Below are 14,948 nucleotides of genomic sequence, written 5' to 3' on the forward strand. Positions count from 1 at the left end.
TTGGCGCGAAAGGCTTAGCTTTCCAGCGCCGCGGCAATCCGCGTAAGCCCATCGCGTGTAGTTGCAAGATCATGAACAAGGGCAATGCGGATGAACTGCTTGCCCGGATTGTTGCCATCCTTGTCCGTGATCGAAAGATAACTGCCCGGAATGACCTTTACCCCGGCCTCTTTCCAGATCTTTTTGGTTGCGGCTTCGTCATCGCCCACGTCAAGCCACAGGAAGAATCCCCCCGGCGGGCGATAGAAACCAAACCGGTTGCCAAAGACTTCGGCGGCAACATCAATCTTGGCGCGGTAAAGATCGCGGTTTTCCTCGGCATGGACATCGTCATTCCAAAGCGCGGTTGATGCCGCCATGATCGGCATCGGAATGGTTGCCGAACAATAGCTGCGAAGTGCGGTAAAGCGTTTGACGATTTTGGCATCACCGGCAACAAACCCCGACCGCAGGCCCGGCGCGCTTGATCGTTTCGACAGGCTGTGGAACACAAGAATGTTGTCCATGTTTCCACCCTGACTTGCACAGATTTCAAGGGCCCCAACCGGTGCCTCGCTGTCATAGATATCGGCGTAGCATTCATCCATCGCCAGAACGAAGTCATGCTTGCGTGCAAGACCAATAATCCGTTCAAGATAGGCCGGCGAGGCAATCGATCCTTGTGGATTGGCGGGCGAACACAGGAAAAACAGACGGCAGGCATCAAGGGTTGCGTCGTCAATTAGATCAAGATCGGGCAGGAAGCCGGTCTCCGGGCCCGCGGCAAGCGGTACCATTTCGGCATCATTCAAAACGGCTGCGCCACAATAGACCTGATAGAACGGGTTGGGCAGCAAGACCTTGGGCTTCGGGCCCGGCTGATCCTGTGGAATGACAGTGGTGGCGATCAGGTACAGGGCTTCGCGTGTACCGGCGACGGGCAAAACATGATCATCACGATCAATCATGCCCGTCGGCAGGTTATAGCGGCGATCAAGCCAGTTCTTGATGGCGTCGCGCAGTTCGGGCGTGCCGGAACCGGGCGGATATTTGTGCCAAAGGCTGGCATATTTAACCATCGCCTCGGTGATCATGGCGGGCGGCTCGTGCTGAGGTTCGCCAATTGACATCACCAGCGGGGATTGACCGGGTTCAATACCGTCAAGCAGGGCTGCCAATCGCGGGAACGGATAGGCAGGCAATTGATCGAGGCGTTCGTTAAACATGGTCGTCGTCATTCCAGCTTGATCTGTGCCCCGTCATGATCCACGGAGCCGTTATGCAGAATATGGGTAAATTCCCCTGACTTTACCCCTATGCCAAAAGTGCAAAGAAAGATTTAAGAGACAGGGCACGAAGGTGCAAAAAGCCCGGAAAGACGGGCTTTCCGGGCTTCGGGAAATTTGGGGATGATGTTTTGTGCGGTCCTAGCTCGCGCGGAGGTCATCCTCGGGATAGGCCCCGATCTTGTGAATCGAGATATCAGCACCGTCAAACTCGTCTTCTTCGGAAAGACGAATGCCGATGGTTTTCTTGATCACGCCGTAAACGACAAAGCCTGCAATGGTGGCAAAGACAACACCGCTCAGCGATCCGGCAAGTTGGGCTGCAAAAGAAACGCCACCCATGCCGCCAAGGGCTTCAAGACCAAAGATACCACAAGCGATACCGCCCATCAGTCCGCACATGCCATGCAGGGGCCAGACACCAAGAACGTCATCGATTTTCCATTTCGCCTGACACTGGTTAAAGCCCCAGACAAACAGGACACCTGCCAACCCGCCGGTGACAAGCGCACCGATCGGATGCATGACGTCTGATCCGGCACAGACCGCAACAAGACCGGCAAGGGCGCCGTTATGGACAAAGCCCGGATCGTTTCGTCCTGCAATAAGGGCTGTCAGGATGCCGCCAACCATTGCCATCAGCGAGTTGACGGCAACAAGTCCGGTGATGCCCGAAACCGACTGGGCCGACATGACATTAAAGCCGAACCAGCCAACACACAGAACCCATGATCCAAGGGCCAGGAACGGAATGTTTGATGGTGGAATCCCGATCAAGCCGCCGGATTTGGTATAGCGGCCACGCCGGACACCAAGGCTGATAACCGCACCCAGTGCAATCCAGCCGCCAACCGCATGGACAACAATTGATCCGGCGAAGTCATGGAAGGGCGCGCCAAATGCTGTTTCGATCATGTCCTGGAAACCAAAATTATTGTTCCAGACCATGCCTTCAAACAGCGGATAGCACAGGCCGACCAGAATGGCAGTGGCAAAAAGCTGCGGATAGAAGCGTGCACGTTCGGCAATGCCTCCGGAAATGATCGCCGGAATTGCTGCTGCAAAGGTCAGCAGGAAAAAGAATTTGACCAGATCATAGCCGCTTGATGCAAAGGCCGGGACGCCGTCACTTGCAGTATGGCCGCTCAGAACCGATGCACTTGTAAGAAAATCAACACCATAGGCGATACTGTAGCCGACAAAGAAATAGGCAATCGTCGAAACCGCAAAATCGACAATGATCTTAACCAGGGCGTTGACCTGGTTCTTCTTGCGCACTGTGCCGACTTCAAGAAAAGCAAAACCGGCATGCATTGCGAGCACCATAATAGCGCCCATCAGGACGAAAAATACGTCCGAGGCAGTCTGGAAAGCCTCCATCAGGCATCCCCCTTTATAGCGTTTCCTCTCGGTCCGGTCTTGTCGGGGCCGCCGGACTCTGGTTCGGAGCTGCCAAGATCAATTTTCGTGCCAACGGATGCACAAGGGGGATGCAAGCCAGCAGCAGCAAGGTCTTGGGAGGTATTTTGATCGTCAGGGAATGGAAGGCGAGTTTGGGCAGAAAAAGGGGTTCTGCCTTCGCAATGAACAAAAGGCTGCCCAAAAAGGCAGCAATACACAAAAAGCCCGCCGTGGGAAAATCCAGGGCGGGCCAGTTGGTCTGACAGGCTGGGTACCGGGCAAGCCCGATACCCGTCAGGAAATCAAATCGCTTAGAAGCGCTGGGAACCCTTGCCGAATTCCGGGTAAGCTTCCAGACCGAGTTCAGCAGCATCCGAACCCATGGCTTCGTCTTCTTCCGAGAGACGGATACCAACGGTGAACTTCAGGATGAGCCAGACAATGGCCGAGGCAATGATGGTGAAGGCACCCATTGCGACGATACCGGTCAGCTGTACGCCAAATGATGCACCGTCATTGGTGAACGGAACAGCAAGCGTGCCCCAGATGCCGCAGACAAGGTGAACCGAAACCGCACCAACAACGTCGTCGATTTTCAGTTTGTCGAGCAGCGGAACTGCGATGACAACCAGAATGCCGCCGATTGCGCCGATGATGATGGCAGAACCGATGGTCGGGGTGTCCGGACCAGCCGTGATCGAGACCAGACCAGCCAGTGCACCGTTAAGTGCCATGGTAAGGTCGACCTTTTTGTAAAGGATCTGGGTCAGGATCGCTGCGGCAACAACGCCACCGGCAGCAGCCATCGTGGTGTTGCCATAGATGTTGGCAATCGCGATGACATCAGCACCAGAACCCATAGCAAGCTGGGAACCACCGTTGAAGCCGAACCAGCCGAGCCAAAGGACGAAGGTACCAAGGGTTGCAAGCGGAAGGTTGGAGCCCGGCATCGGGTGAACCGAACCGTCTGCGCCATATTTGCCTTTACGTGCACCAAGGATGATCGCACCGGTCAGAGCAGCCCAGCCGCCAACCGAGTGAACGATGGTCGAACCGGCGAAGTCAGCAAAGCCCATTTCAGAGAGCCAGCCGCCACCCCAGGTCCATGCACCGGTGATCGGATAGAGAACGCCAGTCAGAACAACGACGAAGATCATGAATGGCCACAGTTTGATACGCTCGGCAACAGTGCCCGAAACGATCGAAGCTGCGGTTGCAACGAAGACCATCTGGAAGAACCAGTCAGACGTTGCGGAATAACCGCCAGAGAAATCGCCGCCCAAAGCAGCGGCATCATCAGCACTCCAGAGGCTCAGCGAACCGATCCAGCCGGAAACATCCATATACATCAGGTTGTAGCCGATGAGGTAGTACATGATACCTGCAACCGAGAACAGACCGATGTTCTTGAACAGAATGGTGGATACGTTCTTGGTACGAACGAGGCCGGATTCCAGCATCGCAAAGCCAGCAGCCATCCACATGACCAGCGCGCCGCTGAACAGGAAGCTGAAGCTGTTAAGAATATATTGGGTTTCGGCCGAAACGCCTGCGTCCTGAGCAAAGGCCGGAGAAGCGATTGCCAGAAGGGCGGTAGCTGCCACAGCAGCAAGGCCGGTTTTCTTCATGGAAATAGTCATAATGTCTCCCCTTGTCTCTGGACTTACAGGGCGTCGTCGCCGGTTTCACCAGTACGGATACGGACCGCCTGGCTTACATCAAGAACGAAAATCTTACCGTCCCCGATTTTCCCGGTTTGAGCAGTTTTGGTGATAGCTTCGACAACCTGATCGACCAGATTATCCGTGATGGCGACTTCCAGCTTCACTTTCGGCAGGAAGCTGACCATGTATTCAGCACCACGATAAATTTCGGTCTGGCCTTTCTGACGGCCAAAACCTTTTACTTCGGTGACCGTCAGACCCTGAACGCCAAGCGCGCTGAGCGCTTCGCGGACTTCATCGAGTTTGAACGGCTTAATGACAGCAGTAACAAGTTTCATAATATTGCGACCTCCCGGCATATCCGTTGAGTACCAACGTGGTAATCACGATTTCGCAGTCACAGCTTCCAAACCAAGAATCGTGCCAGACTCAAAATAAAACTTCTAAGTATTTGTTTTATAATGATAAAATAGAGTGTTTTCCGGATTTCCCGGCAGTGATGTAATGAAAATGCAGGATTAAAATATGCACAGAATCTGTTTCTGTTTAAAAAATGTGCATATTTTTTAATCAAAGAGATAGCACAGCAAAAAGCTGTTGTGGCTCAAGGTGATGAGTGACCCACGCCATTCCGGCAATCAGGAGTGCCATCGGATCAGCAGCATGAAACCGGGCGGGTTTCTGCGATTATCCAGGTCAAATTTGCTTGTGATCCGTAGCGGCGCAGATCTCCGTAATGCTTATCGGATGACAATTTGCGACCACAACAGGACGGGGTGGGTTGTGGGCCGGTAGTGGCCGGGGTAAATATGGCTGTAACCGATGGCGGTTACAGATGTTGCGTCAGGTCAACGCTGGCATGTGATCAAAGGTCGTATGAAAGCGGGACGGGCGAGGCTGGCTGAAGCAGGATATTCAAGATGCATGATCAACAGGTACTTCATACCGATGTCGTCATTCTGGGCGGGGGCCTTAATGGTGCTGCCATGGCGCTGGCACTTGCCCATGGCGGGATGAATTCGGTAGTGATTGACTATGCTGACCCGAAAACCATCCTCAGTGCCAATTATGACGGCAGGACCTGCGCGATTGCAGCGGCTTCAAAGGCGGTGCTCGAAGTGGTCGGTGCCTGGGAACACATGGCTGACGAGGCCGAGCCGATCCTTGATATCCGCATTGCCGACGGCCAAAGCCCGCTTTTCCTGCATTATGATCACCATGATGTCGGTGACGAACCGCTGGGCTATATCGTAGAAAATCTTGTCACCCGCGGTGCGTTATATCGAGCGATTGCAAAAAGCGACCTGATTGAAATGATCGCACCGGCGCGTGTCACCGGGATTGCGCGTGATCAGGGCGGCATGACCATTTCGCTGGCAGATGGTCGTCAGGTTCGTGCGCCGCTTGCTGTCGGGGCAGAGGGGCGTAACTCGATGCTGCGTAAATGGGCAGGTATCAAGACCTATGAATGGAGTTACAAGCAAAGTGCCGTGGTTTGCACCGTAAAGCACAAGCAGCCGCACAACGGTCTGGCCGTCGAGCATTTCCTGCCAGCCGGTCCTTTTGCCATTCTGCCGATGACCGATAATCGCTGTTCCATTGTCTGGACGGAAAGTACGGAGCTTGGCAATTATCTGGTCAATCTCGATGAAGAGACCTTTGTTGATGAATTGCATCGGCGCTTTGACGGTTATCTTGGTGATCTTGAAGTTGTCGGCCCGCGTTTTTGCTATCCGCTCGGTCTTCAGCATGCCTATCACTATACCGATTACCGGATCGCCCTGATCGGGGATGCGGCGCATGGCATGCACCCGATTGCCGGGCAGGGCCTTAATATGGGTATTCGCGATGTGGCGGTGCTTGCCGAAATTCTGGTCAATGCCCGTCGTTTGGGCCGTGATATTGGAAGTGCCGATGTGCTTGGTGACTATGAACAATGGCGCCGGTTTGACAACACGGTGATGCTGGCAGTGACCGATCTGACCAACCGGCTGTTTTCAAACGATATCGCCCCGATCCGTTGGGCGCGCGATATTGGTCTGGCTGTGGTTCAGAAAATCCCGCCGCTCAAGAAAACCTTCATGTCTCATGCGATGGGCTATGCCGGAACCTTGCCAAAATTGATGCAGGGTAAATCGCTTTAAACTGATTTACTGATCCCCATTCAGTTATAATCGTTCAAAATACTGTCGTTTTTTATGTGCGAATGTTGATTTGTGTCAACAAGTCAGCAATTGGAAAGGCGCAATGTCCCCTCCGATCTGATACACGCAAAAGGGGACAGACGATGTCATTCTTGAAGAAAACGATTGGTGCAACCGCACTGGGTGGGCTTATGGCGGCGGCCCTGCTTGCTGGCAATGTAGCCCATGCGCAGACCGCAGAATTCAAATCCAAGCAGGCTGGTGACATTGTCATCCGTGCCCGCGGGATTGCGCTTGTTCCGGACGAGGATACCTATGATGACACCCTCAATACAGGCGAAGGTCATCTGAACAACGATGTGGTTCCGGAGGTCGACTTTTCCTACTTCTTGACCGACAATCTTGCGCTTGAGCTGATCGCAGCAACCACCAAGCATGACCTGACCTGGCAGAACCCGAACCTTGACGCCGGCTCGGTTCGTCTGCTGCCGCCGACCCTGACGCTGCAATATCACTTCATGCCCGAAAGCCGTTGGAGCCCGTATGTCGGTGCCGGTATCAACTATACCTTCTTCTATGATTCCAAACCGGGGCAGTTCAACTCGGTCAAATATGAAGATGGCTTCGGCTATGCCTTCCAGGCAGGTTTTGACTACGCGATTTCCGGCCCTTGGTCAGTGAACCTCGATGTGAAGAAAATCTTCCTCGATACGGATATCAGCATCAATAACGGTGCCAATACATCAAAAGCGCACCTTGATCCGTGGGTCTTTGGTGTCGGTATTGGCTATCGCTTCTGATATCGTCTGACGGCGCCGGTTTGCCGGAAACCGCCAGATTTAAAACGGCTCCGTCCTGCCCGACGGGGCCGTTTTTATATGCAAAATTCGGGAATGATCGATTAGGGGATGATCAGGGGTCGCGGGACAGGCCGCGGGCTTCAAGAGCCGCAAGATAGTCCGACCAGAGCGTGTCCTGCTTTTCATGCAATTCGCGCAGATAGTGCCAGCTGTAAAGCCCGCTATCATGCAGGTCATCAAAGCTGATCCGTACCGCGTAATTACCGACCGGGGAGATGTCGATGATGCCGACATGACGGCGTCCGGCGATGATCTTTTTCTCGGACGGATGATGGCCCTGAACTTCGGCCGACGGGCTTTCAACGCGGAGCAGCTCGGCGCTCAGACGTGTTGATACGCCATCATCCCATATGACCTCAAGAATACGGTCATCACGCAGATAATTAATCTCGACGGGGGTGAATTCCGGAGTGAAGCCGTCCTGTGACATGATGGACAGATACCGCCTTAATCTTCGATCGGACGAGCTTCGTCGGGCAGCATGATCGGGATACCGTCACGGATCGGATAGGCCAGACCGGCCTTCGGGCTGATCAGCTCGTTATTTTCACGATCATATTCAAGCGCCTGCTTGGTCACCGGGCAGACAAGGATTTCAAGCAGTTTCGGGTCTACCGGGCTGTGAGTCGCAGTCATCAATTCGGCCTTTGGGTTATAACGCCGTAATGCAACGGCCTTTAACAATCAGTTGGTGCTGCCATGCATATGTTTCGGGCCCGCATGGACCGCCATTTCAAGCAACGTAGTCAGCATATCGCCGCGATCATACAGGGTTGTGCATTCGAGCAAAGCCTGTTTTTCAAGCGGGCTGAGCCGGCAGCCCATCGAAATGGTGGTGATCAGCATTTCATCGTCGCTATCGGCCAGTGTATCCCAACAGGACCGCAGGGAATGCTGGGCAAAATAGGCCTCAAGCGCCATGCGCAGGCGATCACGATTGATCGGCATGTCATCTGCCGGAATGTCGAGATCGTCCTTCCACGGGGCAAAATCGCCGCGTACAGCGCGATAGCCGCCATCATTGTTGGGCAGTTCTTCAACAACATTAAAACGGCAGACGCCAGTCAATGTGATCAAAAAACGACCATCGTCGGTTTCGCTGAAGGCGGTGATACGCCCGGCGCACCCGGTTGAAAAGATGGCCGGGTGATCAGGGTCCATGAAATAGCTGTTATGCTGGTCAGGGCGGGGCTGAATCATGCCAATGATGCGGTCCTGACCCAATGCGTCCGTCACCATATTGATATAGCGCGGCTCGAAAATATTCAGCGGCAAATGGCCACGCGGCAGCAAAAGCGCACCGCTAAGCGGGAAAACCGGCATGACATCAGGAAGATCCGAAAACGCAGGATCAAAAGGACCGCATATGCTCATGAAAACAAGACCGTCGATAGGGCACGGCGTCCGGCGACGCTGGCGGGATCCATCGGACCCCAGGCTTCAAAAAACTTCAGGAGCTGAGTGCGTCCTGCATCTTCATTCCATTCGCGATTGGTACGAATGATTTTGATCATGGCGTCGACGGCTTCTTCGCGTTTGTTGGTCGCAAAGCATGCCATGCCAAGGTCATACAGGGCCTGCAAATCGGTCGGGTCTGCTGCAACCTTGGCTCGTGCGGCATCAAGATCTTCGCTGCTGTAACCGGTTTCAGCCAGTTCAAGCGCGCTGATTGCGGCCGAAATTGGCGCTTTCAGTCGATCAACTTCAGACATGTTGTCGACGAAGTGACGGGCTTCTTCGGTCTCACCCATGCCCACCATGCAGCGGATCATGCCGCCAATTGCAGTTTCGTTTTCCTGCTCGCGTTCGAGAACGCTGACATAGAGCCCGTGGGCATCTTCGAAATTACTCTCGGTCAGGGCTGCGGCGGCCTGTTCAAGAAGGGCCTCGATCGGGCTTTCAATCGGACCACCGGCAAGGCGTTCATAGAATGCACGGACTTCGCTTTCGGGCTGTGCTCCCTGGAAGCCGTCAACGGGACGACCGCCCTTAAAGGCATAAACAGTCGGAACTGACTGGATGCGCAATTGCATCGCCAGTTCCTGATTTTCATCGATGTTGATTTTGACAAGTTTGACGCGACCGCCAGCTTCTCGGGTAACCTTTTCGATCACCGGCGTCAGGCTTTTGCACGGGCCGCACCAGGGGGCCCAGAAATCGACGACGACAGGCACTTCCATTGAAGGCTCGATAACATCCTGGACAAAAGTTTCGACACTGCTGTCCTTGATCAGATCGGATGCCTGGTTCGGATTGGTGGCCGTTTCAGGCGCATTCGCGTCAAGAATAATCGACATTATTGTTCACTCACTAAAACTGATTTCTAGATGATGCCGCGTTGCCCGGACGACAAGAGGCATAGATGTGAAATAGATTTATTACTATAATCAAATGTTTGTATTTATAAGGACTTACCCCGGATGTCCGCGATTCAGTTAGCGCCCGCTGATTCCAGATCGGCTTCGAAATCAATGATCAAAGCTTCGTACCCCAGAGATGTGATGAATTTCAACAGGTCTGCTGACGAAATTGTCGTGGTTCTGTCATTGCGCAAGGGGTGAAAGTTCAAAACATTGCCGTTGGCCAATTTGGCATCAAGGGCAAGTCTGACTTTTCTGTCCGTGTCGTTGATCAGCGCAAAGGGCGTTACCGAACCCGGTTTGACGCCAAGTGTTGCAATCAGCAATTCAGGTTTGCCAAATGACAGACGCGCACACCCCAGCCGCTTATGCAAGTGGTTCATGCGAATCTCGGTCTCTTCCTCGGCGACGACCAGCCACAATTCACCTTTCTTGTCTTTGACAAACAGGTTCTTGGAATGAAGCCCGGGAAGATCGCCGCGGAGATTTTGCGAATCCTCGACCGTGAAAAGCGGAACATGCTCATGAGTCGTCGTTTCGATTCCCAGTTTTGCCAGCTGATCGAAAAGTACGGTTGATGGATTGCTCATGCTGTTTCTCTTGTGGATGTGACGCGCGAAGATACCCAACTTCAAAACCTGACGCAAATTTGCGCGAGGCCGGTCGGATTTCGGCAATTCGACCTCATAAAGTCAAGGAAAACTGCCAAAATTTGCAATGTTACGATTTCGTGGAAAAAAGGGTTGCAATCGCTCTTTGTTGGGCTATTATCCGCGCCGCTCCACAGGGGCAGGAAACAAACTGATGAATGCGGGCGTAGCTCAGGGGTAGAGCATAACCTTGCCAAGGTTAGGGTCGAGAGTTCGAATCTCTTCGCCCGCTCCATCAGACGGTTTCTTTGCACATCGCTTTCATGATGATGCGGGCGTAGCTCAGGGGTAGAGCATAACCTTGCCAAGGTTAGGGTCGAGAGTTCGAATCTCTTCGCCCGCTCCATCAGACGGTTTCTTTGCACATCGCTTTCATGATGATGCGGGCGTAGCTCAGGGGTAGAGCATAACCTTGCCAAGGTTAGGGTCGAGAGTTCGAATCTCTTCGCCCGCTCCATGATGAAAGTTCTAAAAAGGCTGTCCGCAAGGGCGGCCTTTTTTATTGCCGATTCGTTGGGCCATTTCCGGTAAGTATTTTCTGGTAAATCGCGAATTTCTGCCCGCTGGAACGCTTTGTGCTATTGAAAACCAGTCCGTCATCGCAAACTTGAAAAGAAGCAGATATTATCCAAAAGGGTAGGCTTTTTCTCTGCGCTTGATGAAGGATTATTGGTGCAGTTTCACGGTTTCTTTTCAAACAAGAATTTCGTTTTGACGCGGACTTTGCCCGCAGTCATTTGTGCGTTGTTGCTTAACCTTGGCGGTCTTGGTCTTTTGTACTGGACAACCCAGGAAGCCGACCGCGTCGCTTATGAGCGGCAGAATCACCTGTTTGAGCGCGTGATCGCCGATCTGCGCAACCAGATTGCCCATGATCAGGAAAGTGTCACGGTTTGGGATGATGCCCTCAATGCCGTGCGGGCCGGTGACGAAGAATGGATTGAATGGAATCTTGGCATCTGGATGCAGGAATATTTCGATCACAACGCGCTGTTTGTTCTCGCCCCGGATGATCGCCTGCTTCATGCCTATATTGTCGATGACCCGCAATATGCGCTCGATTATTCCAAGGCGGAAACGACCATCCTGCACCTGGTCGATATCCTGCGTACCCGTATGCGCGAGAATGATGGCCAGCTTGATGCAGGGGCCTATTTGCAGACCCCCGGTGCGGTCGATGTTGCGCTTGTTGATGGTCGACCAACTATTGTCAGTGCCAAGGCAATTGTTTCGGACTCCGGTGACATTGCGCAGGTGCCCGGTGAGGAATATGTGTTCGTCTCGGTGCGTTATCTTGATGGCAAATTCCTGACAGAGACGGGCCGGAAATTCCTTTTTGACGGATTGCGGTTCTCGGTCATTGATCGCACCCAGGACCATGAAGCCTCCAACCGTCTGGTCGATATGAACAGCCAGACCATAGGTCATTTTTTCTGGTCACCCTATCGGCCCGGAAGTGCAGTCTTTTCCTATCTTCTGCCGATGCTGGCGGCATTGGGTTTGTTGCTGCTGATCCTGATCGGTTTTTTTGCGCTTCAGCTTCGGGTTCGCTATCGCAAACAGCGTCTGGCCGAACGTCAGATGTATCACATGGCCCGTCATGACTCCCTGACCGGGCTGCCCAACCGGTCCTGCTTTAACGATGTCGTTGATGACGTTTTGATGCGTGATGATCGCGATGTACCGGGCATTGCGCTGTTATTCATCGATCTTGATCATTTCAAACAGGTCAATGACACCATGGGGCATCCCGGGGGCGATGTCATGATCCGTGCGGTCGCAGGTCGTCTCCGTGCTGCAGTACTGCCGGGCAGCATTATCGCACGGGTTGGCGGGGATGAGTTCACCCTGTTACTGACCAACATTGCGGATTTGCCTGATGCCGAGGCCTTCTGCGAAAATCTGTTTGCTTCGGGCAATGCCCCGGTCGAGGTCAACGGGCGTCTGATCCCGGTACGGATGAGTATCGGTGTGGCCTTTGATCCGGATGGTAATCTCGGGCGTGACGAACTCATCCGTCGTGCCGATGTGGCGCTTTATCGCGCCAAGGCCAAAGGGCGGAACTGTTATGTCGCCTTCGATCCGGAAATGGATGCTGCCAACCGGGAAAAAAGACGGATTGAGCATGATCTGCGTGCGGCCCTTGATGCCGGTGCAGGGCAGCTCAGATTACAGTTCCAGCCGCTTTATGCTCTTCCGGACGAGACGCTTTTGGGCTTTGAGGCTCTGGCACGCTGGGAGCATCCCGAACTTGGTGATGTGCGACCTGATCTGTTCATTCCGATCGCCGAAGAAACCGGCATGATTCGAGAAATCGGTGCATGGGCCTTGCGTTCGGCCTGCGAGGCTGCCCTGCATTGGCCCGGTGTCGGCATCAGTGTCAATGTGTCGGTTCTTGAGTTTGATGATCCCGATTATGTCGAGCGTGTGCGGGCCATTCTGAACGAAACCGGTTTTGATCCGGCGCGGCTGGTTCTGGAAGTCACCGAAACCGTCATGGCCAGTGGTGAGTCCAGCGAACGCATATTGGGCGAGCTCAAGGACATCGGTGTGATGATTGCGATCGATGATTTTGGTACCGGATTTTCATCGCTTGGGCGGCTGCGCAATCTTGAGGTCGATATCATCAAGATTGATCGCATCTTCATTGACCAGATCGACATTTCGATGCGGGACCGCGAACTGGTTCGGGCGATTATTGAATTTGCTCATATGGCCGGGATGGAGGCCACAGCCGAAGGTGTTGAAAACGCATCGCAGCTTGATTGTCTGCGCTTGATCGGCTGTGACAATGTGCAGGGCTTCTACTATTCCCGTCCGATTGATGCCCATCTGGTTGATCAGCTTGTGCATGCAAGGCGGGTTGCCTCGAATGCGAACTAGAAGGGCTGATAAGGGTTGTCTTTTGTCCGTCAATCGGGTGTCTTGGTGTGATGACAGGGCCCAATCCACATGACATCGCTGAGCGCGATCAGATCATTTTTACGGTCGGTTATGCCGGGCATGACCGTGACAGTTTGCTTGCGCTGTTCAAGGCGCATGGCATAACGGCGGTTGCCGATATCAGAACCTTCAGGCGATCCAGTTACTGGACGGCGTTTGATGCCGACAGTTTCGGGCCGTTCCTGCGCGAAAACGGTATTGCCTATGTTTTCATGGGCGATGTGATGGGCGGCAAGCCGCAAGTGCCGGAACTCTATCCCGATGGCCAGCTTGACTATGATCTGATGGCAAAGACGCCGGATTTCAAAACCGGGATCGAACGGCTTGTTGCCGGGGCTGCGAAATACCGTATCTGCCTGATGTGTGCGGAAAAGGACCCGCTTGATTGCCATCGGACCTTATTGATCGCACCAGCCCTGAAACAGGCCGGGTTTGACCTGCGCCATCTGGTCGAGGGCCGGATCGAAACCCAAAGTGATACCGAAAGCCGGATGGTCGCGATCAATGGGGGTGATGTGCCCGATCTGTTTGCTTCAGCGGCAAATGACCGCGATGCGGATTACAAACTGGCACTGGCCCGTCAGATCAAGCGGGTCGCCCCGATGGCAGATGATGCGATAAAGCGCCGCTAGGCCTCCTTACAGGCGCTTTGCGATCGCTTAGCCCATGATGTTATAGCCGCCATCAATATGAACCACATCGCCGGTCAGCGACTGCGCACGGTCACTGACCAGAAAGGCGGCCAGTTCACCGATTTCATCAATGGTCACCAGTCGCCTTGATGGCGCACGTAATGCTGTTTCATCCATCAGATGCTGAAACTCGGCGATGCCTGATGCGGCGCGGGTTAAAAGGGGGCCGGGCGAAATGGCGTGGCAGCGGATATTTTTAGCGCCCAGTTCGGCTGCCATATAGCGGGTCATGCTTTCAAGGGCGGCTTTCACCGGTCCCATGACGCCGTAATGATCGACAACCCGTTCCGATCCCATATATGTCACGGTCAAAAGTGTGCCGCCATCCTGCATCAATGGTTCGGCACGTTTGGCCAGCCGGGCAAAGGAGTGGCAGGAAATATCCATTGCCGCCAGAAACCCGTCGCGCGAACAATCCACGACCCGTCCATGGAGGTCCTCGGTCGGGGCAAAGGCAATGGAATGCAACAGAAAATCAAGCTTTCCCCATTGTTTTTCGATCTCGGCAAACAACATGTCACAATGCTGTTCATCGCGGACATCAAGTTTGGCGATGATTGGCGCGTTGACTTGTTCGGCAAGCGGACGCACATGCGCTTCGGCCTTGTCATTGAGATAGGTAACGGCAAGATCGGCCCCTTCACGCCGGAAAATACGTGCGCATCCCCAGGCAATGGATAGGTCATTGGCAATTCCAACGATAAGTCCCTTTTTGCCTTCAAGCATGGTGTGTCTCCGGCCTGGTGGTGTGCGTGTGCGAAGGATTCTTTTGTGTGGGGCTGTTTCTATGAGTTTAGGTCATTTTGCGACGCAATAAAGGACAAAATTCTGTGACGGGAATGCCTAACAGTTAATCAGACTTGCCCAGTCTAGCTTGTTGGTTAAATGAATTTTTTTTGTGCAGAAGCATAGTTTTTAGGCACTTGATCAGCTATGTGTAGCCTTGGAAGAAGTCTTTGGAATCCTGTG

General features: G+C 53.6%; 14 protein-coding genes and 3 tRNA genes. 7 read left to right on the top strand and 10 right to left on the bottom strand.

The window, feature by feature from the left end; all coding sequences use genetic code 11:
* Nucleotides 1-14: 14 nt before the first annotated feature.
* From TH30_RS03005 to TH30_RS03020, 4 genes are all read right to left on the bottom strand, one after another.
* Nucleotides 15-1,217 (bottom strand): aminotransferase class I/II-fold pyridoxal phosphate-dependent enzyme, encoded by a 1,203-nt coding sequence (locus tag TH30_RS03005; RefSeq protein WP_258548585.1) that lies wholly within the window; start codon nt 1,215-1,217, stop codon nt 15-17.
* A 189-nt stretch (nt 1,218-1,406) separates the two neighbouring features.
* On the bottom strand, nt 1,407-2,645 hold the full coding sequence (locus TH30_RS03010; protein WP_114096581.1) for an ammonium transporter: 1,239 nt from the start codon (nt 2,643-2,645) through the stop codon (nt 1,407-1,409).
* Nucleotides 2,646-2,977: 332 nt separating this feature from the next.
* Nucleotides 2,978-4,306, bottom strand: coding sequence for an ammonium transporter family protein (locus TH30_RS03015; RefSeq protein ID WP_114096582.1), 1,329 nt, complete (start codon nt 4,304-4,306; stop codon nt 2,978-2,980).
* Between the two features lie 23 nt (nt 4,307-4,329).
* A complete protein-coding gene (locus tag TH30_RS03020) occupies nt 4,330-4,668 on the bottom strand; it encodes a P-II family nitrogen regulator (protein ID WP_007088725.1) in 339 nt (112 codons plus the stop codon).
* A 582-nt stretch (nt 4,669-5,250) separates the two neighbouring features.
* On the opposite strand from TH30_RS03020, the gene TH30_RS03025 reads away from it, so the two are divergent.
* The gene (locus TH30_RS03025) at nt 5,251-6,474 is read left to right on the top strand and encodes a UbiH/UbiF/VisC/COQ6 family ubiquinone biosynthesis hydroxylase (RefSeq protein ID WP_114096583.1); all 1,224 of its coding nucleotides are present in this window, start codon (nt 5,251-5,253) and stop codon (nt 6,472-6,474) included.
* Nucleotides 6,475-6,617: 143 nt separating this feature from the next.
* Nucleotides 6,618-7,274 (top strand): OmpW/AlkL family protein, encoded by a 657-nt coding sequence (locus TH30_RS03030; RefSeq protein WP_114096584.1) that lies wholly within the window; start codon nt 6,618-6,620, stop codon nt 7,272-7,274.
* A gap of 112 nt (nt 7,275-7,386) precedes the next feature.
* On the opposite strand, the gene TH30_RS03035 is transcribed toward TH30_RS03030, so the two are convergent.
* From TH30_RS03035 to TH30_RS03055, 5 genes are all read right to left on the bottom strand, one after another.
* On the bottom strand, nt 7,387-7,764 hold the full coding sequence (locus TH30_RS03035; protein WP_114096585.1) for a gamma-butyrobetaine hydroxylase family protein: 378 nt from the start codon (nt 7,762-7,764) through the stop codon (nt 7,387-7,389).
* A 17-nt stretch (nt 7,765-7,781) separates the two neighbouring features.
* The gene (locus TH30_RS03040) at nt 7,782-7,970 is read right to left on the bottom strand and encodes a Trm112 family protein (RefSeq protein ID WP_101246487.1); all 189 of its coding nucleotides are present in this window, start codon (nt 7,968-7,970) and stop codon (nt 7,782-7,784) included.
* A 48-nt stretch (nt 7,971-8,018) separates the two neighbouring features.
* Nucleotides 8,019-8,708 carry an LON peptidase substrate-binding domain-containing protein gene (locus TH30_RS03045; RefSeq protein ID WP_114096586.1) on the bottom strand — a complete coding sequence of 230 codons (690 nt, stop codon included), beginning with the start codon at nt 8,706-8,708 and terminating at the stop codon, nt 8,019-8,021.
* Nucleotides 8,705-9,631 (bottom strand): thioredoxin, encoded by a 927-nt coding sequence (trxA, locus tag TH30_RS03050; protein ID WP_114096587.1) that lies wholly within the window; start codon nt 9,629-9,631, stop codon nt 8,705-8,707. The genes TH30_RS03045 and trxA overlap by 4 nt, the downstream gene beginning before the upstream one ends.
* A gap of 134 nt (nt 9,632-9,765) precedes the next feature.
* On the bottom strand, nt 9,766-10,284 hold the full coding sequence (locus TH30_RS03055) for a prolyl-tRNA synthetase associated domain-containing protein (protein ID WP_114096588.1): 519 nt from the start codon (nt 10,282-10,284) through the stop codon (nt 9,766-9,768).
* 220 nt (nt 10,285-10,504) lie between these two features.
* Here TH30_RS03055 and TH30_RS03060 point away from each other — a divergent pair.
* The 5 genes from TH30_RS03060 to TH30_RS03080 all read left to right on the top strand — a co-directional run bounded on the left by TH30_RS03060 (nt 10,505) and on the right by TH30_RS03080 (nt 13,919).
* Nucleotides 10,505-10,579 (top strand) — tRNA-Gly (locus TH30_RS03060).
* Nucleotides 10,580-10,615: 36 nt separating this feature from the next.
* Nucleotides 10,616-10,690: transfer RNA gene (locus TH30_RS03065), tRNA-Gly, on the top strand.
* 36 nt (nt 10,691-10,726) lie between these two features.
* A tRNA-Gly gene (locus TH30_RS03070) sits at nt 10,727-10,801 on the top strand.
* Between the two features lie 215 nt (nt 10,802-11,016).
* Nucleotides 11,017-13,227 carry a putative bifunctional diguanylate cyclase/phosphodiesterase gene (locus TH30_RS03075; RefSeq protein WP_147251919.1) on the top strand — a complete coding sequence of 737 codons (2,211 nt, stop codon included), beginning with the start codon at nt 11,017-11,019 and terminating at the stop codon, nt 13,225-13,227.
* A 50-nt stretch (nt 13,228-13,277) separates the two neighbouring features.
* Nucleotides 13,278-13,919, top strand: a complete 642-nt coding sequence (locus TH30_RS03080) for a DUF488 domain-containing protein (RefSeq protein ID WP_114096590.1) — start codon at nt 13,278-13,280, stop codon at nt 13,917-13,919.
* Nucleotides 13,920-13,946: 27 nt separating this feature from the next.
* On the opposite strand, the gene fabI is transcribed toward TH30_RS03080, so the two are convergent.
* On the bottom strand, nt 13,947-14,705 hold the full coding sequence (fabI, locus tag TH30_RS03085) for an enoyl-ACP reductase FabI (RefSeq protein WP_114096591.1): 759 nt from the start codon (nt 14,703-14,705) through the stop codon (nt 13,947-13,949).
* Nucleotides 14,706-14,948 lie beyond the last annotated feature (243 nt).

It is taken from the genome of Thalassospira profundimaris (assembly GCF_003326795.1).
GTDB classification, from domain to species: domain Bacteria; phylum Pseudomonadota; class Alphaproteobacteria; order Rhodospirillales; family Thalassospiraceae; genus Thalassospira; species Thalassospira profundimaris_C.

What these genes read in the sequence shown, in the direction of transcription:
- TH30_RS03055 (WP_114096588.1), bottom strand. Translation starts at nt 10,284, where the DNA reads ATGAGCAATCCATCAACCGTACTTTTCGATCAGCTGGCAAAACTGGGA.
- TH30_RS03015 (WP_114096582.1), bottom strand. Translation starts at nt 4,306, where the DNA reads ATGACTATTTCCATGAAGAAAACCGGCCTTGCTGCTGTGGCAGCTACC.
- TH30_RS03045 (WP_114096586.1), bottom strand. Translation starts at nt 8,708, where the DNA reads ATGAGCATATGCGGTCCTTTTGATCCTGCGTTTTCGGATCTTCCTGAT.
- trxA (WP_114096587.1), bottom strand. Translation starts at nt 9,631, where the DNA reads ATGTCGATTATTCTTGACGCGAATGCGCCTGAAACGGCCACCAATCCG.
- TH30_RS03025 (WP_114096583.1), top strand. Translation starts at nt 5,251, where the DNA reads ATGCATGATCAACAGGTACTTCATACCGATGTCGTCATTCTGGGCGGG.
- TH30_RS03020 (WP_007088725.1), bottom strand. Translation starts at nt 4,668, where the DNA reads ATGAAACTTGTTACTGCTGTCATTAAGCCGTTCAAACTCGATGAAGTC.
- TH30_RS03030 (WP_114096584.1), top strand. Translation starts at nt 6,618, where the DNA reads ATGTCATTCTTGAAGAAAACGATTGGTGCAACCGCACTGGGTGGGCTT.
- TH30_RS03080 (WP_114096590.1), top strand. Translation starts at nt 13,278, where the DNA reads ATGACAGGGCCCAATCCACATGACATCGCTGAGCGCGATCAGATCATT.
- TH30_RS03040 (WP_101246487.1), bottom strand. Translation starts at nt 7,970, where the DNA reads ATGACTGCGACTCACAGCCCGGTAGACCCGAAACTGCTTGAAATCCTT.
- TH30_RS03010 (WP_114096581.1), bottom strand. Translation starts at nt 2,645, where the DNA reads ATGGAGGCTTTCCAGACTGCCTCGGACGTATTTTTCGTCCTGATGGGC.
- fabI (WP_114096591.1), bottom strand. Translation starts at nt 14,705, where the DNA reads ATGCTTGAAGGCAAAAAGGGACTTATCGTTGGAATTGCCAATGACCTA.
- TH30_RS03005 (WP_258548585.1), bottom strand. Translation starts at nt 1,217, where the DNA reads ATGACGACGACCATGTTTAACGAACGCCTCGATCAATTGCCTGCCTAT.
- TH30_RS03035 (WP_114096585.1), bottom strand. Translation starts at nt 7,764, where the DNA reads ATGTCACAGGACGGCTTCACTCCGGAATTCACCCCCGTCGAGATTAAT.